The organism is Uliginosibacterium paludis, from assembly GCF_039631355.1.
GTDB classification, from domain to species: domain Bacteria; phylum Pseudomonadota; class Gammaproteobacteria; order Burkholderiales; family Rhodocyclaceae; genus Uliginosibacterium; species Uliginosibacterium paludis.
On sequence record NZ_JBDIVF010000003.1, the window covers coordinates 295,639 to 313,924 of the forward strand.

The 18,286-nt window shown below is 61.3% G+C and carries 14 protein-coding genes; 6 read left to right on the forward strand and 8 right to left on the reverse strand.

Annotated features, from left to right (window positions below; genetic code table 11):
- Positions 1-28: 28 nt before the first annotated feature.
- From recJ to ABDB87_RS10245, 7 genes are all read right to left on the reverse strand, one after another.
- Complete coding sequence (gene recJ / locus ABDB87_RS10215; protein ID WP_345926602.1) at positions 29-1,738, reverse strand: single-stranded-DNA-specific exonuclease RecJ; 1,710 nt, start codon at positions 1,736-1,738, stop codon at positions 29-31.
- Between the two features lie 146 nt (positions 1,739-1,884).
- Positions 1,885-3,084: a flagellin gene (locus tag ABDB87_RS10220; protein WP_345926604.1), complete on the reverse strand. Its 1,200-nt coding sequence runs from the start codon at positions 3,082-3,084 to the stop codon at positions 1,885-1,887.
- Between the two features lie 374 nt (positions 3,085-3,458).
- Positions 3,459-7,217: a glycosyltransferase gene (locus ABDB87_RS10225; RefSeq protein WP_345926607.1), complete on the reverse strand. Its 3,759-nt coding sequence runs from the start codon at positions 7,215-7,217 to the stop codon at positions 3,459-3,461.
- Complete coding sequence (locus ABDB87_RS10230) at positions 7,214-8,338, reverse strand: DegT/DnrJ/EryC1/StrS family aminotransferase (RefSeq protein WP_345926609.1); 1,125 nt, start codon at positions 8,336-8,338, stop codon at positions 7,214-7,216. Before ABDB87_RS10230 ends, ABDB87_RS10225 begins: the two co-directional genes overlap by 4 nt.
- The gene (locus tag ABDB87_RS10235; RefSeq protein ID WP_345926611.1) at positions 8,338-8,754 is read right to left on the reverse strand and encodes a sugar 3,4-ketoisomerase; all 417 of its coding nucleotides are present in this window, start codon (positions 8,752-8,754) and stop codon (positions 8,338-8,340) included. The genes ABDB87_RS10230 and ABDB87_RS10235 overlap by 1 nt, the downstream gene beginning before the upstream one ends.
- Positions 8,755-8,765: 11 nt before the next feature.
- Positions 8,766-9,857, reverse strand: coding sequence for a formyltransferase family protein (locus ABDB87_RS10240; protein WP_345926613.1), 1,092 nt, complete (start codon positions 9,855-9,857; stop codon positions 8,766-8,768).
- 106 nt (positions 9,858-9,963) lie between these two features.
- Entirely contained in the window at positions 9,964-11,094 is a 1,131-nt protein-coding gene (locus ABDB87_RS10245; RefSeq protein ID WP_345926615.1) for a flagellin, read from the reverse strand.
- Positions 11,095-11,616: 522 nt separating this feature from the next.
- Here ABDB87_RS10245 and ABDB87_RS10250 point away from each other — a divergent pair.
- The 4 genes from ABDB87_RS10250 to ABDB87_RS10265 all read left to right on the forward strand — a co-directional run bounded on the left by ABDB87_RS10250 (position 11,617) and on the right by ABDB87_RS10265 (position 15,272).
- A complete protein-coding gene (locus ABDB87_RS10250) occupies positions 11,617-11,955 on the forward strand; it encodes a P-II family nitrogen regulator (RefSeq protein WP_345926617.1) in 339 nt (112 codons plus the stop codon).
- 167 nt (positions 11,956-12,122) lie between these two features.
- Complete coding sequence (gene aroC, locus ABDB87_RS10255; RefSeq protein ID WP_345926619.1) at positions 12,123-13,256, forward strand: chorismate synthase; 1,134 nt, start codon at positions 12,123-12,125, stop codon at positions 13,254-13,256.
- On the forward strand, positions 13,249-14,430 hold the full coding sequence (locus ABDB87_RS10260; RefSeq protein ID WP_345926621.1) for an MFS transporter: 1,182 nt from the start codon (positions 13,249-13,251) through the stop codon (positions 14,428-14,430). Before aroC ends, ABDB87_RS10260 begins: the two co-directional genes overlap by 8 nt.
- Before the next feature lie 5 nt (positions 14,431-14,435).
- The gene (locus ABDB87_RS10265) at positions 14,436-15,272 is read left to right on the forward strand and encodes a M48 family metallopeptidase (protein WP_345926622.1); all 837 of its coding nucleotides are present in this window, start codon (positions 14,436-14,438) and stop codon (positions 15,270-15,272) included.
- Here the strand turns inward: ABDB87_RS10265 and ABDB87_RS10270 are convergent, their stop codons facing one another.
- Positions 15,273-16,070, reverse strand: a complete 798-nt coding sequence (locus ABDB87_RS10270) for a helix-turn-helix transcriptional regulator (protein WP_345926624.1) — start codon at positions 16,068-16,070, stop codon at positions 15,273-15,275.
- A 161-nt stretch (positions 16,071-16,231) separates the two neighbouring features.
- Between ABDB87_RS10270 and leuC the strand changes: the two genes are divergently transcribed.
- Both leuC and leuD read left to right on the forward strand, forming a co-directional pair.
- The gene (gene leuC, locus ABDB87_RS10275; protein ID WP_345926626.1) at positions 16,232-17,635 is read left to right on the forward strand and encodes a 3-isopropylmalate dehydratase large subunit; all 1,404 of its coding nucleotides are present in this window, start codon (positions 16,232-16,234) and stop codon (positions 17,633-17,635) included.
- Between the two features lie 12 nt (positions 17,636-17,647).
- A complete protein-coding gene (gene leuD, locus ABDB87_RS10280; RefSeq protein WP_345926628.1) occupies positions 17,648-18,286 on the forward strand; it encodes a 3-isopropylmalate dehydratase small subunit in 639 nt (212 codons plus the stop codon).

Sequence of the window (18,286 nt, forward strand, 5' to 3'; positions counted from 1 at the left end):
CGGTCTGGTTGAAACCTGCCCGGGCGTGTCAGGCCGCTTCGAAATGCTCCAGCATCAGCTGCAGGCTGGCAACGCCCTGATACTCGTTGACCGAGAGCCGGTAGGCGGCACGGATGCGTTGCGGAACCGGGTCGGTGCAGTTGAAACGCACCGCTTCGAAGCTCGCTCCGGGCTTGGCCAGTTCGAGCTTGAGATGGCGGTCCTTCATCAGGCGCTGACGCCGGACTTCGAAGACATCCTCGAAGACGGGGGCCGCGAAGCCCTGGCCCCAGATTTCTTCGTCCAGCATGCGCGCCGTCTCGAGGCTCATGTAGCCCGTTTCGAGGGCGCCGTCGGTTTCGAGGGTGTGCTGAAGTTCGGCAGGACTCACCAGTTCGGCGACGGTGTCGGCAAAGACCGTGCGGAAGCGCGGGAAATCCCGCTCCAGGATCGTGACGCCCGCTGCCATGGCGTGACCGCCGAAGCGCATGATCAGATCGGGGTGGCGCTTGGTGATCAGGTCCAGCGCGTCGCGCAGATGAAGTGCCGGAATGCTGCGGCCCGAGCCCTTCAGCTCCCCGTCGCCCTCATGATCGCTGGCGCGAGCGAACGCGAAGGTCGGGCGATGCGCCCGCTCCTTGATGCGGCCAGCCACGATGCCGATCACGCCCTGATGCCATTCGGGTTCGAAGAGTGCGATGGCCGGGCCTTCATCGATGCGCGTAGCGTCGAGTGTTGCCAGCGCGGCATCACGCATTTCCGCCTCGATCTCGCGACGTTCGACGTTGAGCGCCTGGAGCTGCTGCGCAATGTTGAAGGCCCGTGCGTAATCATCGGTCAGCAGGCATTCGATGCCCAGGCTCATGTCTGAGAGCCGGCCTGCGGCGTTGAGGCGTGGCCCCAGCGCGAACCCCATGTCGAAGGTGCTGGCCCGGCCGGGCTGGCGCCCTGCCACGGCAAACAGCGCACGCAGTCCGGCGCACATGCGTTCGGCACGCATCCTGACCAGCCCCTGGCGCACCAGCAGGCGGTTGTTCGGGTCAAGACGCACCACGTCGGCGACCGTGCCGAGTGCAACCAGGTCGAGCAGGCTTGCGAGATTCGGCGCCGGGCGGGCCTCGTCAAACACGCCGCGAGCTCGCAGCTCGGCGCGCAAAGCCAGTGCAACGTAGAACATCACGCCGACGCCGGCCAGGTGCTTGCTGGCGAAGGTGCAGCCGGGCTGGTTGGGATTTACGATTACATCCGCGTCCGGCAGGGTTTCTCCCGGCAGATGGTGATCGGTGACGACGACGGTCATGCCCAGGGCGCGGGCAGCGGCGACGCCTTCGACGCTTGCGATGCCGTTATCCACCGTGATCAGGATGTCCGCCTCAAGGCGCGCGACTTCAGCCACAACGCTGGGCGAAAGGCCGTAACCATGGACGACCCGGTCGGGCACAAAATAATGCAGGTCGGTGGCGCCCAGCATGCGAAGCGCGCGGATGCCGACGGCACAGGCCGTAGCGCCGTCACAGTCATAGTCGGCCACGATCACCATGCGTACCCCCGCCTCGATCCCGTCTGCCAGCAGGCGAGCGGCGTCCGCGATGCCCTTGAGCCCGTCGGGCGGCAGCAGCGCACCGAGCTCTGTCACCAGCTCGGCGCCGGAGCGGATGCCGCGGGCGGCGTAGAGACGCGCGATCAGCGGATGCAGGCCGGCTTCGTTGAGACGGCGGGCAATGGCGGCATCTGCCGAGCGTGGGAGAAGACGGGTCATGGTCCGGGTGGGCACGGGAGTCGATCGAGCCCGGTATTGTGCGACGAAGCAGGAGCGGCGTCATGTGCCAGCTGCCTGCGCAGTCACCGCCGTGCAAAGAGGAACAGGGGCCGAAGCCCCTGTTCCGTGTTGCAAGGCCGGCTGACTTAGCCTTGCAGCAACTTGAGAACCTGCTGCGGCAGCGCGTTGGCCTGGGCCAGCATCGCCGTACCGGCTTGCTGCAGGATCTGCGAGCGGCTCAGGTTGGCGGTTTCTGCCGCGAAGTCTGCATCCTGGATCCGGCCGCGCGACGCGGAGAGGTTTTCCGAAGAGGTCTGCAGGTTCGTGATCGTGGAGGTGAAACGGTTCTGGATGGCGCCCATGTCGGCTCGCGAGGAGTTCACCGAGGTCAGCGCCTTGTCGACGATTTCCAGCGCACGCTCGCTGCCGAGGAAGGTCGAGATATCCAGGTCTTCCACATGAAGCGCGGTCGCGCTGGGTGCGCTGGTCGTGATCCCGGAGAGCCCGTACTGCGCGAGCGTGCTTGAGCCACCCGCCGTCACGCCAAAGGTGATGCCTTCCTTGACAGATTGCAGCGTGACGATGCCATTGGCATCCGCGGTGGCGTAGACCCCCGTGGTGTCGAGCTTGGCGTTGATGCCCTGGGCGACGAGCTGGCCCATTTCCGAGGCCGTGGCACCAGCCGGATAATTGATGTCGCTCAGCGCAATATTGCTCACCGTGCCTGCCGAGCCCGTCACGTCGATGGTGAGGCCGGTCAGCGTGCCGGATGTGGCGGCGCCGGTCAGCGAGGAGGCGGCCGAGCCGGAGACGTCTGCTGCGAAGAAGCTCTTGCCGAGCATGTTCACGTTCGAGTCGACCACGGCGTCGATGCCGATGGTCTGTCCGGAGTCCGCTCCGACCTGGAACAGCGCACCGGTGAAGCTGCCGTCGAGCAGCTTGGTGCCGTTGAATGTGGTCTGGTTGGCGACGCGGTCGATTTCCTGCACGAGCTGCTGGACTTCCGCATTCAGAGCATTGCGGTCGGACTGCGAATTCGTGGCGTTTGCGGACTGCACCGACAGCTCGCGGATGCGCTGCAGGTTGTTGCCGATTTCAACCATCGCACCTTCTGCGGTCTGGGCCAGCGAAATCCCGTCGTTGGCGTTGCGCGCGGCCTGTGTCAGACCGCGGATCTGGGTTGTCATACGTTCCGAGATCGCGAGACCGGCAGCGTCGTCCTTGGCGCTGTTGATGCGCAGGCCGGACGAAAGACGCTGCAGCGAAGTGGCCAGCGACCCCTGGGAAGCATTCAGATTTCGTTGCGAGTTCAGCGACGCCACATTGGTGTTGATGGTCATGGCCATGATTCGTTCTCCACAAAAAGTTTTGCATTGAGTCCGGAGTCGAGCTCAGTCAGCCTGGCATCGCCGGAAATCGATCCCGCTTTGGGCGGAGCGACTTGACTGCTTCAATGCATGGCCTGTGCCAGTTTTGCGAAATGACCATCTGGTGTGGGTTTCGGGAGGTTTTGCGAGTCTTGGTGGGTGTGGCGGTGAACTGTTCTCGGCGGAATTTGCCGTTCTCTATCCGGACGCATCGCCGTGCGCGCCGGCAATACTTGCCGGCAGGCTGGCGTCGCTGCCGGTTGGCGGCAGGGCGTCTGAAAATGCTTCGGGCCGGCCCTCGATGGAGGTGCCGGCCCGAACTGATGTATGCACTTGGCATGTGCTGAAAAGGTCTAGCTATCAGGCCCCAGGAGCCAGCCGTCGCGCCAGCGCAGCAGGTTTTCGCCTTCGAGCATCCAGCCTGCCCGGACGAAAGCCTGCAAGGCTCTGCCTTCTGCGAAGAGGGCTTCCCGGTCGGCGAGCTTGCCCTCGATGGCTGCAATCCAGTCCCGGAAGCGATTGCGAACCAGCGTGACCGGAAAGCCGCAGCGGTAGGGCTCGAGGTCGGTCGCAATCACCGGGTATCCGCAAATGCCATACTCCAGCAGGCGCAGATTGCTCTTGCATTCATTGAAGATGTTCTCCTCCAGCGGCGCGATCGCCAGATCGAGGTCCAGCGCAGCCAGCGCGGCCGGATACTGGCTCAGATGCACGCCCGGATGGAACTCCGCGATGCAGGCATCCACGCCTTCCGGCTTCATGCCGAAGAATACCCAGTCAACACGGTCTGCCAGGGCTTTCACCACGTCCGCGATGAGTCGCAGGTCGCCGGTGTGGCTGGAGCCGCCTGCCCAGCCCACGCGTGGTCTGCGGGTCGGGTCCGCCGGCTTGCGATCGGGAATCCCTCCCCACAGACGGTGAGGAAGGTAGTTGGGCAGGACCACGATGTCGTCATGAAACGGCTGCATGGCTTCACGCAGCGCCTGGGTAGAGACAACCATGCGATCACAGATGCTCATGGCCTTGCGCAGACGCTTGACGAGGTCAGGCGGCAGCAGTTTCTTGTGGACGTTCGAAGTCGGGAGGTTGGGCAGGTAGTCGTCGACTTCGAAGATCAGCCGCGCGTTGCAGTAGGAGCGGTAATCCGCGGCGTGCTTGAGTTGCATGTCGGAGGTCTGGCGCTGGAGCACGATGGTGTCCGGCTCGATGCGTGCGACTTCGGCCGGCAGGAAATACTCCGAATAGCAGCCGCCTGAAACGAGAGCTTCTTCACCCAGCACGGTTGCCGGCGCGATCATCCGGTAGAGGCCGGAACCCCACAGATCACCGCAGTGGGCGAGGAGCTTCTTGCGGCCCGGCAGCGACGGCCGGAAAACCGGGTTGGATTCCAGCTCGAATCCCGTGCCCTTGAGCCGGAAGTTCGGGTTGTAGGCGGGGTCTGCCTTGATCCACGGCATCCAGCGCCGATACATCTCATGCTGTTCCGCGGCGAAGCGAGCCTGCTTGGCTTCCAGCTTTGCCGGATCTTCTGCCTTCTGGCTGACGTTGGCGACATGCATGAGCCGCGCATAAGGCGTCCAGACGACGGAGTAACCTGCCGTTCTGACCTTCAGGCAGAGATCGATGTCGTTGTAGGAGACCGCAAAGGCCTGTTCGTCCAGCCCGCCCACCTCTTCATAGATCCGCTTCCGGATCATCAGACAGGCTGCCGTGACGGCGGAGTACTGCTGGTCGAGCATCAGGCGGCCACCGTAACCGGTCGCGTTCATCGGCTCGCCAATGAAAGGGTGGTCCGCCGGGCCGCGCAGGCCCAGGATCACGCCGCCATGCTGGATGCGACCGTCGGGAAACAGCAGCTTTGCGCCGACAATCCCCACCTCAGGTCGTTGTGCATGGTTGAGCAAGGCATCGAGCCAGCCTGCTTCGAGTATGGCTGTGTCATTGTTGAGCAGCACGAGGTAATCCCCTCGTGCTTCCCGTGCGGCAAGGTTATTGACCGCGGAATAGTTGAAGGGCTTGTCATAGTGGAGCACGCGCAACTGCGGGAGCGCGAGATCCTCGATGCCCTTGATATAGGCAACCGCCTCCGGCTCATCGCTCTGGTTATCGACAATCAGGAGTTCGTAGTTGTCATAAGCGGTTTTCGAAGTCAGCGTCTCGATGCAGCGTGCCAGCATGGCCTGCTGGTTTCTGGTCGGAATGATGATCGAGACGAGGGGGCGATCGGGATGTGCATAGCAGACCCGGAGGCTGTCGGGCAGCAAGCCTTGTTCAAGCGAGGCTTCTATGCCGCAGCGCGCCAGATGCGCCCGCAGTACTTCCTGAAGTTTTGAGGAATCGTCCGCGGGAGTATGGGTTCCGTGAAAAATCAGCTCAGGCAGGTGGCTGATTGCCTTCGGGCCGAAGCGTTCAAAGATCCGGAACGCGAGATCCTGATACCAGACCGTTTCATCCAGTTCTGCGAGTCCGTTCAGTTCGCTCAGGGCATGGCTGTTGAGAACCAGGAAGCGGCCAATGTAGGGGCGCGAGCGTAAATGGTCGATATCAAAATCGGATTTGAAGCGGGGGAGCTCCGGAGTGTTCTGTTCGTCCAGCTGGGTTTCGTCGGTATAGATGAGCGCCTGATCGGGCTGCGAACAGATCGCAGCCTGCAGTTTGTTCGCTGCATGTGCCGCAATCTGGTCGCCGGGTAACATCACTACCAGCCAGTGCTTTTCAGTGCTGTAGTCACGAAGTATGGTTCCGAGCGCAGCTGACGTGATGTGGCGAACAGCGTGGGCAGGTGTTGGTGTTGCATGCTGTGCTTCGATGATGACGACATTGTCTGGCGGCATTTGTGCGAGCAGGCCGTCCAAGGTGCGTGTCATTGCGACAGCAGAGGCTTCTGCGCGTGCATCAACAAGGAAGGTGATCCGCGCGCTCTCGGTGGACACTTGCGTGGCGATCGGTGCATGCAGCATGTCTTCGGCTGCTGCGTGTTTCTGCAACCAGTCGAGAAATCCGATGTCTTTGCGAAGGCCTGCATAGAGCTGCGAGAGACCGCGCTGCAAGACTCCGATCGAGCATCGTAATGCCTCGGTTTTCAGGCTCTCGGGTACATTCGAAAAGGAGTTTGTCTGCTGTGACCATTCCCGGAAACTCAGCCGGCCGCTGCTGCAGGCCCGCTCACTGTCGCCGATCAGGTGAAGGATGAGATTAAGAGTGTCGCGGAAACCGGGGTTGTCCGGCTCAAGCCTCACCGCGTCAAGCATCAGCTCGAAGGCTTTGCTCGTGCCGAGAAAGGGGCGACTGGCATAGTGCTTGTCCAGCGCGATGCAGTGTTGCGCCAGCAGGTGTTTGATGCGAGCCGGCGGGGCTTTGCCGAAGAGCATTGACAGGGCCGAGGATTGGCTTCTGCGCGTGACAGCCGCGACCAGAATGGCGATCGTTTCGTAGACCGCTGCAGCGGCGAGTTTTTCCCGATTCTGGATGCTCAGGTTTTCGCCGTGGATGCGGTATCTGACCCACTTAGCGTTGCTCAGCGCGACCGGGTGCTCGTCGGTGATGCGCAGCCACAGGTCGAGGTCTTCGGTTGAGCGGAGCGCTGCATTGACCGAGTGCTGTTTGGCAATCGCGCTTCGCATCATCACGCTTGGCGCGCAGAGAAAGTTACCGTTCAACAGATCCAGCGACAGGTTCTGACCGTTGTAGGTATTGAACGGGACAGGGATCTGGGGCGTGAGCCTGCTTTCAGAGTCCATCACGTCTACTCGCGAGAACACGGCAGCAATCGACGGATTCTCCTGCAGGAAGCGGACAGACTCCTTCGTGCGGTACGGATAGCAGGCATCGTCCGCGCCAAGGATGGCGATGTACTCTCCGCTTGCCATGTCAATGGCCAATCTCTGGCTGTTGGCCTGCCCGGCGTTTTTCTCGACGAATACGGGTTTGATGGAGGCGTGCTGAGCTGCGAGGGCTTCGATTACCGCCCGGCTGTCATCCGTCGAGGCGTCGTCGACGACGATGATTTCAAGATTTTCCCAATCCTGCTCGAGTACCGAGCCGATCGTTTCCGGAAGATACCGGGCGTAGTTGTAGGAGGGTATGACGTAGGTAACCAGCGGTTCGCTCATGTTGGTTGGCCGCTCGCTGAATGGTTGGCAAAAAAATCGCGGATGCTGTCAATGACATGTTGCTGCATGGCTTCGCTCAGATGGGGGCCCAGCGGCAGGCTCAGGCAGGTTCTTGAGAAGGTTTCGGCCTCCGGATAATGCCGGTTTCGCCATTGCGCGTAGGCTGCCTGGAGATGGGGTGGATTCGGGTAATGGATCAGGGTGTCGATTTCCCGATTGCGAAGCCAGTGCTGCAAGGCATCGCGAGCAGACGTGCGTATGACATAGAGGTGCCAGACAGGCTCCTGATCATTCGATGGCGTGAGAAGCCGCAGATCGCCCAGCCCATTCAGCGCTTCGTGGTAGTACGCTGCCTGACGGACGCGCAGGGCGTTCATGACATCCAGATCTTTCAGCTTGATGCGCAGAAATGCCGCCTGCAGCTCGTCGAGTCGGGAGTTGATTCCGATTTCTTCGTGGACGTACTTCTGGCTTGAACCATAGTTCCGGAGACGCTGGATACGTTTGGCGATCTTTTCATCTTGGCAGGTGACTGCCCCGCCGTCTCCGAGTGCGCCCAGGTTTTTACCCGGGTAGAAACTGAAACATCCCGTCGCGCCGAAGCTCCCTGCGCGCTGACCAAACAGCCTGGCTCCGTGCGCTTGCGCGGCATCTTCGATGATGGCGATGTCGCGTCCTGCCGAGAGCTGCGCGATCCGCGGCATGTTGGCCATCAGACCATACAGATGCACCGGGATGATGGCGCGTGTTCTCGGGCTCAATACCTCCGCGATCCGGTCAGGAGCAATGCTGCCGGTTTTGGGATCGATGTCGGCGGGTACGAGGTCAGCACCCACCGACGATACGGCGAGCCAGGTCGCGATGAAAGTGTGGGCAGGAACGATAACTTCGTCGCCGGGGCCCACATCGAGCGCCAGCAGAGAGAGGCGGAGTGCGTCCAGACCATTCGCAACGCCGCAGGCCTCAGCGCAATTGCAGTACCGGGCGAACTCCCGCTCAAAGCCTGCGAGCTCCTCACCGAGAATGTAGTGTCCGTTTTCCAGGAAGGACTCGAATGCTGCCCGGAACGAGTCATGGCAGGGGCGATGAATAGCGGCGAGGTCGAGGAATGGAACCTTCATCACCGGCCTCTGGCGCTGGCGTCTGCCTGGAAACTCTCGTAATCGCGGTAGTAGTCGGCTTCGTCGTAGAAGTCCGATGCCAGGACCATGCAAACGGAGCCGGAAGAAAAATTGTCGATCTCTCGCCACATCATGGGAGGAATGTAGAGTCCGTAATACGAGCGGTTCAGGTGGTACTTGAATTTCGTTCGGCCGTCGTCAAGAAGAATGTCGAAACTGCCTGACATTGCGATCATGAACTGGTGAAGATTCTTGTGACCGTGTCCGCCGCGATGGGCGCCACCCGGCACGTCATAGAGGTAATACACCCGCTTGATGTCGAAGGGGATGTGCTTGTTGCCTTCGATGAAGGTGAGGTTTCCCCTGGGGTCGAGGATGCGGGGCAGATCGAAGATCCTGACGTCCTGCAGTGACATGGAACTGCTCCTTAAAGTTTTATTCCCCGGGCCTCTGAAAGGCTTCTGACGGGAATTCGGTTGCGTGTGAGGCGATCCGGATCAGCACCTTTTGAAACGAAATAGCGTGCGAGTCCGGCGTCCGGCTGTTGAAGAGAAGCCAGCAAAGGTGTCGTCCCTTCCTCATCTTCATCGTCAATATGCGTGATGTTCCGGATCAGACCTTTGGCCGTGGCAAGATCTCCGTCGCGGCAAGCAGCGAGCATTGCGTCAAGCTGGTCGTGCCACAAGACGAGATCATGGTCGAGAGTGGCTACCGTACTCGCGTGCCTGTCCCGGGTGATGATCGTTCCGGGGGCTGAAGTGCTTCGCCGGGTGGATACAGTGGCGTTCGCGATCCTGATCTCTCCCAGCAACGGAAGCTGGTACGCCCGGAAGGCTAGCGCCTTGACCTGCCGGTACGCCTGAAAGGCGGTCTGACGGCAGTTGATCTGCATGTTCGAGTAGTCAATCGCGTTGCGCGAAAAATAGGTGGCCTGGCGTCCGGCCTGTCTGCGAGCGGAGATGTTTGCCGCTTCATCAAGGAGCATTCCCATCCATTTCATGGCGAGTTCAGTACCTTCTTTCATGAGCGCGTCATAAAGCTGCCTGCAGTTCCAGTCTGACTGGATACGCACGGACGCCGCGTCAATGATGTCGCCGGTATCGATTCCATGATCGATCAGGTGGAGGGTTACGCCTGTGCTTCTGGCTCCGTGCAGGATCGGCAGCGCTGATGTCAGGACGCCACGGTAGCGCGGAAGTTTCGAGAAATGCAGGTTGAAGAGTTTTTGACTGCTGAACCGCTCCGGGCGAACGATCCTGTCATATTCCAGGGAGAGAAAGGTCAGATCGGACCGGCCTTCCGCTTCTGGCAGTCCGATGATGGGGACGTTCATCAGCCTTGCCGTGCGGATCAACGAAGGCTGCCAGCCATCCTCTCCAGTGTCGGTTCTGTTCGGCACCACGCAAAGATCAATATGCGGGAACTCCTCGCGAACCCGTTGCAGGACGTTTGTCGCGATAAGGTTTTTGCCTGCGATGCAGAGTGCTCGATGCATGGACGGTCCGGAACGGGAGTTCATTCCGGTCGATCCTACGCTGGCCCGGCAAGTGCTTTCTGCTGAAAAGACGAGAAAAAGCCCGCCATCTTTCGATGGCGGGCTCTGGATGCCGCAGGTCTGATCTGGCTCAGCGCAGGAGGCTGAGAACCTGTTGCGGCAAGCTGTTGGCTTGCGCCAGCATCGCTGTGCCTGCTTGCTGAAGGATCTGCGCACGGCTCAGGTTTGCGGTTTCCGACGCGAAGTCCGCGTCGGTGATCCGTCCCTTCGCGGCTGACAGGTTTTCCGAGGACGTGGCCAGGTTGGCAATCGTGGAGGTGAAGCGGTTTTGCACTGCGCCCATGTCGGCACGGGCGCTGTTGATCGATGTCAGGGCGTTATCGACAGTTTCCAGTGCGCGCTGAGCTCCGACGAAAGTAGAGATGTCGAGGTTGCCGACGTAGGTAGCAGCGCTGCCGCTTGCCGCAGTCGTACCCGAGGTCAGGCCGCTGTCGCTATCGACCGTGCCGCTGACCACGAGGTCGGTGCCGTCCTTGACCGAGCTCAGGGTGATCGCTGCTCCGCTCACGGAAGCATAGACACCCGTCTGATCCATCTTTGCGTTGATGGCGTTGGCCAGTGCGGTTGCATTGTCGGCTGCGACACCGGTGTTGATGTTCGAGTCGATGGAAACCCCGTTGATGGTGAGGCCCGACGAAATCGCGCCGGTTGTGACCGTGCCGCTAACGTCTGCAGCGAAGGTCGATTTTCCGAGTGCGGCCACGTTGGCGTCGACAATGCTGTTGATGCCGATGGTCTGGCCGGCGTCGGAGCCGACCTGGAACAGCTTGCTGGTGAAGCTGCCGTCGAGGAGCTTGGTGCCGTTGAAGGTGGTCTGGTTGGCAACGCGGTCGATTTCATCGACGAGCTGACCGACTTCTGCCTGGAGGGCATCGCGGTCTGACTGTGAGTTCGTCGCATTGGCAGACTGGACTGACAGTTCGCGGATACGTTGCAGGTTGTCGCCGATGGTGGAGAGGGCGCCTTCAGCCGTCTGGCTCAGGGAGATGCCGTCGTTGGCATTGCGGGACGCCACGGAGAGCCCCTTGAGTTGGGAGTTCATCCGCTCGGAAATCGCGAGGCCGGCGGCATCGTCCTTTGCCGAGTTGATGCGCAGGCCGGAGGAGAGGCGCTGCAGGGAGGTCGTCAGAGAGCTCGTGGTGCCGCCGATGTTGCGTTGGGCATTCAGGGAAGCCACGTTGGTGTTGATGGTCATTGCCATTTTGATACTCCTTGGAGTTAGCGTTTCTCACTTCAGTCCGGTGGGCCCGCTGCCAACCGGCTGCGAATACCGTTTCTTTCCTGACTGGTGGCCGGTTCTCGTTGAGTGCCGTGCCATGAGCAAACTAACGACCGCAATTCGCGTGTCTTCAGGGTTATCAGGTTTTACAGGCAGATATTTTTTTCTTTCCGGACGAACTCCGGCTGAAATCCTTGTGCCGCAAGGCTTTGATTCATATGAGCGAAGTGCTTTTCTGCTGGTTGGGGCTCAAGTTCTCAGGCGACCTGTCCGTAATCGAAGTTAGTCCGGCATTGTGTCCGGCATCTGAAATTGCCGCCGGAGTGCGGTTTTTTTTACGCCATTCGTCGCCGGGATATGAAGTTGAGTGGTCTTTCGCCTTCTTTTCGGAAGACTGCTTTGAGACATTCTGTGAGTCATCGGGGTCGGGAGTCTGTCCTCCCGGCACGCGACAGGGCCGAGTTGGCTATACTCCTTGCGACTCAACCGTGCTGGAGAACATTCGTGAAGAAAATCGAAGCCATCATCAAGCCCTTCAAACTGGACGAAGTGCGTGAGGCGCTTTCCGACGTCGGCATCACCGGTCTGACCGTGACGGAAGTCAAGGGTTTTGGCCGCCAGAAAGGACATACCGAGCTTTATCGCGGTGCCGAATATGTGGTTGATTTCCTCCCCAAGATCAAGGTGGAGGTCGTGGTGGCGGATGACATCGTTGATCAGACCGTCGAGGCCATCATCAAGGCCGCGCACACGGGCAAGATCGGTGACGGCAAGATCTTCGTGTCGCCGGTTGAACAGGTTGTACGTATCCGGACCGGCGAAACGAATGAACAGGCGATCTGAGGCCTGACACCGCAGCCAGCAGAAAACCCCGCGCGAGCGGGGTTTTTCATTTCCGGATGGTGGATTTTCAGAATCGAGGCGTTGACTTTGGAGGACCGGAAACCACGGGGTTCGTGGCGGCACGCATGATAAAATCCGCTCCCTTTCTGGTCTGATGGGTTCATTTCATGTCCGGCAGCACTTTCGGCACGCTCTTCACGGTCACTTCTTTCGGCGAATCGCACGGCGCGGCCATCGGCTGCGTGGTGGACGGTTGCCCGCCCGGGCTGGCACTGACCGAAGCGGATATCCAGCTCGAGCTGGATCGTCGCAAGCCGGGCACCTCGCGCCACGTGACCCAGCGCAAGGAGCCGGATACGGTCGAGATCCTCTCCGGCGTGTTCGAGGGCAAGACCACCGGCACGCCGATCGCGCTGCTGATCCGCAATCAGGATCAGCGCAGCGGCGACTACTCCAAGATCATGAACACCTTCCGCCCGGGCCATGCGGACTACGCTTACGAGCACAAGTACGGCGTGCGCGACTACCGTGGCGGCGGCCGATCCTCGGCACGCGAAACCGCGGTGCGCGTGGCCGCTGGCGCGATTGCCAAGAAGTGGCTGCGTGAAAAGCACGGCATCGCGATCCGTGGTTTCATGAGCCAGCTCGGCTGCATCGAAATTCCATTCCAGAGCTGGGACGAGGTCGGCAACAACGCCTTCTTCGCGCCGAATGCTGAAATCGTGCCGCAGCTCGAAGCGCTGATGGACCAGATCCGCAGCGAGCGCGATTCGATTGGCGCCAAAATCGACGTGGTGGCCACCGGCGTGCCGCCGGGCTGGGGCGAGCCGGTGTTCGATCGCCTGGACGCTGACATCGCCTACGCCATGATGAGCATCAACGCCGTCAAGGGCGTGGAGATCGGCGACGGCTTCGGCGTGGTGGCCCAGCGCGGCACCGAGCATTGCGACGAACTCTCGCCGGAAGGTTTTCTGTCGAACCATGCCGGCGGCGTGCTGGGCGGGATTTCCTCGGGCCAGGACATTCATGTATCGATGGCCATCAAGCCGACTTCCTCGCTGCCGCAGGAGCGTCGCTCGATCGACCGCGACGGCAATCCGGTGATGATGATGACCACCGGCCGCCATGACCCCTGCGTGGGCATCCGTGCCACGCCGATTGCCGAGGCCATGCTGGCGCTGGTGCTGATCGATCACGCCTTGCGTCAGCGCGCGCAGAACGCCGACATCACGCCGCCGCTGCCAAAGATTGGCGGCCTTGCGCCGGGTGCCAAGCAGACCATCCCTTCACCGCGTGACTGACAAGAGCCTGTCGGGCGGGGCAGGGCGCGTGCCCTTTGCGAGCCTCTCCGCCTACTACTTCTTCTATTACGCCTTCATCGGCATCTTCCTGCCGTATTTCACGCTCTATCTTCAGAGCCGTGGATTCTCTTCGGCCCGCATCGGACTCTTGCTGGCGCTGATGCAGTGGATGCGGCTGATCGCGCCGAACATGTGGGGCTGGCTGGCTGACCGCCTGGGGCGCAGGATGCCGATCCTGCGGCTGGCGGCCGCGATCTCCCTGGCCGGGTTTGCAATCATCCTGCTGGATGACAGCTTTGCCGGCATAGCGATCGCCATTGCCATCATGGGATTTTTCTGGACCGCACAGAGTCCTCTGGCCGAAGCGACGACCTTCAGTCATCTGGCGGGGCGCCATGGCTATGGCGTGGTGAGAGCCTGGGGATCCTTCGGATTCATTGTTGCCGTGCTGGCCATGGGCTGGTGGCTGGCGCAGGCAGGAATCGAATGGGTGATTTATGGAGGCACCGGCATTCTGGCGGCGGTTGCGCTCAGTGCACTGCTGGTGCCCGAGGCGCCCCGCGCGCAGCACGCAGCCGGTGCCGGCAGCCTGCTTGTGCTGCTTCGCCGGCGCGAGATTCTGGCGTTGCTCGCTTCCTGCATGTTCATGACCGCCGCGCATGGCGCGCTGAGCGTGTTCTATTCGATTCATCTGGTCGACGTGGGCTACAGCAAGGGAACGGTAGGCTTGCTGTGGACGCTTGGCGTGCTGGCTGAAATTCTGGTTTTCATCCGTGCGCCGTCGATCATGGCGCGCTTTGCGCTGCGCGGTCTGCTGGTTTTTGCGCTGATCGTCGCTTGCGTGCGATTCGTGCTGATCGGTTGGGCAGTCGGCTGGATCTGGCTGATCGTCCCCCTGCAGTTGCTGCATGGCATTACGTTCGGCCTGAACCATATTGCGGCGGTGTCTGCGATCAGCCGCTGGTTTGGCGGCATCCACCAGGCCCAGGGGCAGGCACTCTATGGCAGCATTTCGGCCGGTGCCGGCGGAATTATCGGCAGTGTGATCAGCGGCTGCCTGTGGGATTGGCTGGGCGCGGGCTGGACCTTTACGACCGCCTCCGCATTGGCTCTCGCAGGTTTGCTGGTACTTGTGACAGGCTGGCGCAAGGCGCCGGAACAGGCAGAAACATGACGATCATGAAAAGATTTGCGCGCAGCTTGCCCATCGTTCAGGCCGGCGTCCTGGCGACGCTCGCCCTGGTTGTCGCCGGCTGTGAAACCGTACAGACCACGCAGCCTGGCGTAGTGGGTGTTCAGCGGCAGCAATATGTGTCGCCGCTGGTCAATCGTGCCGCTCTGAACAAGCAGGCGACCGTGCTCTACAAGGAAACGCTGGGGGATGCCGAGAAAAAGCAGCTTCTCAACCGCGATCCCGAGGCCGTCAGCCGGGTTCGCGCGATCGCTCATCGCATCATCCCTCAGGTAGGCGCTTTCCGGCCGGATGCCAGAAACTGGCAGTGGGAAATCAATGTCATCAGCTCGAAGGAGCTCAACGCCTGGTGCATGCCGGGTGGAAAGATAGCGGTCTATACCGGTCTCATCGAGCAGCTTCAGGCCTCTGACGATGAACTGGCCCAGGTCATGGGGCACGAGATAGCGCACGCTTTGCGCGAACATGCCTGGGAGCGTGCCTCGCGACAGGCGGCAGCCGGGCTGGGCATGACCATCGTGGGGATTGCGTTGGGCGTCGGACAGGACGGAATAGATCTTGCCAGTACGGTCTACAACGTGACCTTCCAGTTGCCGAACTCGCGCGAGCATGAAACCGAGGCAGACCGCATCGGCATCGAACTGGCGGCACGAGCCGGCTATGATCCCCGCGCCGCGGTCACGCTGTGGCAGAAGATGGCCAAGGCGAGCGATGGCGCGCCACCGAAGTGGTTATCGACTCACCCCGCTGCGGCTGATCGCGAGCAGGATCTGCGTTTTTATGGCGAAAAAGTGATGCCGCTGTATCAACAGGCGAAGCGCTGATCAGCGCTTGCTCAAGGGGCGCAGCATCACGAGCTTGATGTGCTCCTGCTCTACTGGCCTGAGTGTGGTTTGCTGGCAGGTGATCAGCCCGCGCTTCGGATGCTGGAAACGGCGTTCTCCGCCTTGGCGTTCAAGCACGTCATGCTGCTTCCAGAAGCGGGCGAAATCCGTGCTGCCCGCCGACAGTTCGCTGACGAGGCGGAGCAGGGCGGGCTCGTCCAGGCGCGCTCGGCAGTCTGCGCGAAATTCAGCCGTGATGCGCCGGGCTCGCGTTTCCCAGTCGACGAGAAATTCACGCGTTTCAGCCCGCAGGAAAACAAAACGCAGCATGTTGGGAGGCGGCGCATTGGCGTCGTGGGGCTGGTCCAGCCAGCCGGAGAAAAGATCGGCCGCTGCCGCATTCCAGTCAAGGATGTCCCAGTAGCGCCCCATTAGATAGGCAGGAACACCGATTTCGGGAAGCAGGGTGCTGTAGATCGGTGCGGCGTCGTCATCTTCGGGCTGGCTCGCCTGGGGGTCACGGCGATCTGCCATTTCGAATACGTAGGCGCGCTCAGAGCGGTTCAGACGGAGGCTGCGCGCGAGCCGGTCCAGCACTTCCGCCGAGACATTCACCTCGCGTCCCTGTTCGATCCAGGTGTACCAGGTCGGGCTGATTCCGATGAGCTGGGCCATTTCCTCGCGGCGCAGCCCTGCCGTGCGGCGCCTGCTGCCGCTGGCAAAGCCGAAGTCTGCTGGCTGGCTGCGGTGGCGCAGCACCTGGATGAACTCCCCGAGTTCCTTGCGACGGCTATCCATGCGTATCGGTGCTCCTGCAGATCCTGTTAGTTCTGATACTAGTATTGATGCTTGTATTGTGCGGGTATTGGATCACGCATAGTATCCGCTCCGCAAACCGGGCTTTTGCCCCGGACCCAGATCCGCGCCACCTGTTCGGCGCCCAGGCAAGGAGTGATTGAATGGCCAAGACTCTCTACGACAAGCTGTGGGATTCCCACGTTGTCCGTCAGGAAGAAGACGGTACCTGTCTTCTCTACATCGACCGTCACCTGATGCACGAAGTGACCAGCCCGCAAGCCTTCGAGGGCCTGCGTCTGGCCGGCCGCAAGGCATGGCGCAACACCTCGATCGTGGCCGTGCCGGATCACAACACACCGACCAACAACTGGGATCGCGATATCGAAGACCCGATCTCGAAGACCCAGGTCGATACGCTGGACGCGAACATCAAGGAATTCGGCTCGCTGATCTACTTCCCGTTCAAGCACAAGAACCAGGGCATCATCCACGTGATCGCCCCGGAAAACGGCGCGACCCTGCCGGGCATGACGGTGGTGTGCGGCGACAGCCACACCGCGACCCACGGCGCTTTTGGCGCCTTGGCTCACGGCATCGGCACCTCGGAAGTCGAGCACGTGCTGGCCACGCAAACCCTGGTGCAGAAGAAGTCCAAGGCCATGCTGGTGAAGGTGGAAGGCCAGCTCGGCGCGGGCGTGACCGCCAAGGACATCGCGCTCGCCATCATTGGCAAGATCGGCACCGCCGGCGGTACGGGCTATTGCATCGAGTTCGCCGGCTCGGCGATCCGTGGCCTGTCCATGGAAGGCCGCATGACGGTCTGCAACCTCGCTATCGAAGCCGGTGCGCGTGCAGGCATCATCGGTGTGGACCAGACCACCATCGATTACCTGCAGGGCCGCGAGCATGCGCCGAAGGGTGCTGACTGGGACAAGGCTGTTGCTTACTGGAAGACGCTGCACTCGGAAGAGGGCGCTTCGTTTGACGCCGTGGTCGAGATGAAGGCTGAAGAAATCGAGCCGCAGGTGACCTGGGGCACTTCGCCGGAGCAGGTGCTGGCGGTGGGCGGCAAGGTGCCGAACCCGGCCAACGAGGCTGATCCGGTGAAGCGTGCCGGCATCGAGCGCGCGCTGCAGTACATGGGCCTGACCGCCGACATGCCGATCACCGAGATCCAGATCGACAAGGTCTTCATCGGTTCCTGCACCAACAGCCGCATCGAAGACATGCGTGCCGCCGCCGCGGTGGCCAAGGGCAAGAAGGTGGCTGGCAACGTGAAGCTGGCGATGGTGGTGCCGGGCTCCGGCATCGTGAAGCGCCAGGCTGAAGCTGAAGGCCTCGACAAAATCTTCATCGAAGCCGGTTTCGAATGGCGTGAGCCGGGTTGCTCGATGTGTCTGGCGATGAATGCCGACCGTCTGAGCCCGGGCGAGCGTTGCGCTTCGACCTCCAACCGCAACTTCGAAGGTCGCCAGGGCCCCGGTGGTCGCACCCATCTGGTGAGCCCGGCTATGGCCGCCGCCGCCGCGATCGCCGGTCACTTCGTCGACATCCGTCAGGCCTAAGAGGAGAAACAGATGAAAGCATTTACCCGTCTCAATGGCCTCGTGTGCCCGCTGGATCGCGCCAACGTCGATACCGACGCGATCATCCCGAAGCAGTTCCTGAAGTCGATCAAGCGCAGCGGCTTCGGCCCCTACCTGTTCGACGAGTGGCGCTACACCAACTACGGTGAGCCCGGCATGGACTGCACGAACCGTCCGAAGAACCCGGACTTCGTGCTGAACCAGCCGCGTTACCAGGGCGCGCAAGTGCTGCTGGCGCGCGACAACTTCGGCTGCGGCTCCTCGCGCGAACACGCGCCCTGGGCCATCGAGGACTACGGCTTCCGCGTGATGATTGCACCGTCATTCGCCGACATCTTCTTCAGCAACAGCTACAAGAACGCGATCCTGCCGATCGTGGCTTCCGCTGAAATCGTCGACCGCCTGTTCAAGGAATGCGAAGCGACTGAAGGCTACAAGCTGGACGTGGATCTGGAATCGCAGACCGTGACTACGCCGGGCGGCTTCTCCTTCAAGTTCGAGATCACCGAGCACCGCAAGCACTGCCTGCTCAACGGCCTCGATGACATCGGCCTGACCTTGCAGCACGCTGATGAGATCAAGGCCTTCGAGACCAAGCACAAAGCTGCTCAGCCTTGGCTGTTCGCCTGA

What these genes read in the sequence shown, in the direction of transcription:
- recJ (WP_345926602.1), bottom strand. Translation starts at nt 1,738, where the DNA reads ATGACCCGTCTTCTCCCACGCTCGGCAGATGCCGCCATTGCCCGCCGT.
- ABDB87_RS10220 (WP_345926604.1), bottom strand. Translation starts at nt 3,084, where the DNA reads ATGGCCATGACCATCAACACCAATGTGGCGTCGCTGAACTCGCAACGA.
- ABDB87_RS10225 (WP_345926607.1), bottom strand. Translation starts at nt 7,217, where the DNA reads ATGAGCGAACCGCTGGTTACCTACGTCATACCCTCCTACAACTACGCC.
- ABDB87_RS10230 (WP_345926609.1), bottom strand. Translation starts at nt 8,338, where the DNA reads ATGAAGGTTCCATTCCTCGACCTCGCCGCTATTCATCGCCCCTGCCAT.
- ABDB87_RS10235 (WP_345926611.1), bottom strand. Translation starts at nt 8,754, where the DNA reads ATGTCACTGCAGGACGTCAGGATCTTCGATCTGCCCCGCATCCTCGAC.
- ABDB87_RS10240 (WP_345926613.1), bottom strand. Translation starts at nt 9,857, where the DNA reads ATGAACTCCCGTTCCGGACCGTCCATGCATCGAGCACTCTGCATCGCA.
- ABDB87_RS10245 (WP_345926615.1), bottom strand. Translation starts at nt 11,094, where the DNA reads ATGGCAATGACCATCAACACCAACGTGGCTTCCCTGAATGCCCAACGC.
- aroC (WP_345926619.1), top strand. Translation starts at nt 12,123, where the DNA reads ATGTCCGGCAGCACTTTCGGCACGCTCTTCACGGTCACTTCTTTCGGC.
- ABDB87_RS10265 (WP_345926622.1), top strand. Translation starts at nt 14,436, where the DNA reads ATGAAAAGATTTGCGCGCAGCTTGCCCATCGTTCAGGCCGGCGTCCTG.
- ABDB87_RS10270 (WP_345926624.1), bottom strand. Translation starts at nt 16,070, where the DNA reads ATGGATAGCCGTCGCAAGGAACTCGGGGAGTTCATCCAGGTGCTGCGC.
- leuC (WP_345926626.1), top strand. Translation starts at nt 16,232, where the DNA reads ATGGCCAAGACTCTCTACGACAAGCTGTGGGATTCCCACGTTGTCCGT.
- leuD (WP_345926628.1), top strand. Translation starts at nt 17,648, where the DNA reads ATGAAAGCATTTACCCGTCTCAATGGCCTCGTGTGCCCGCTGGATCGC.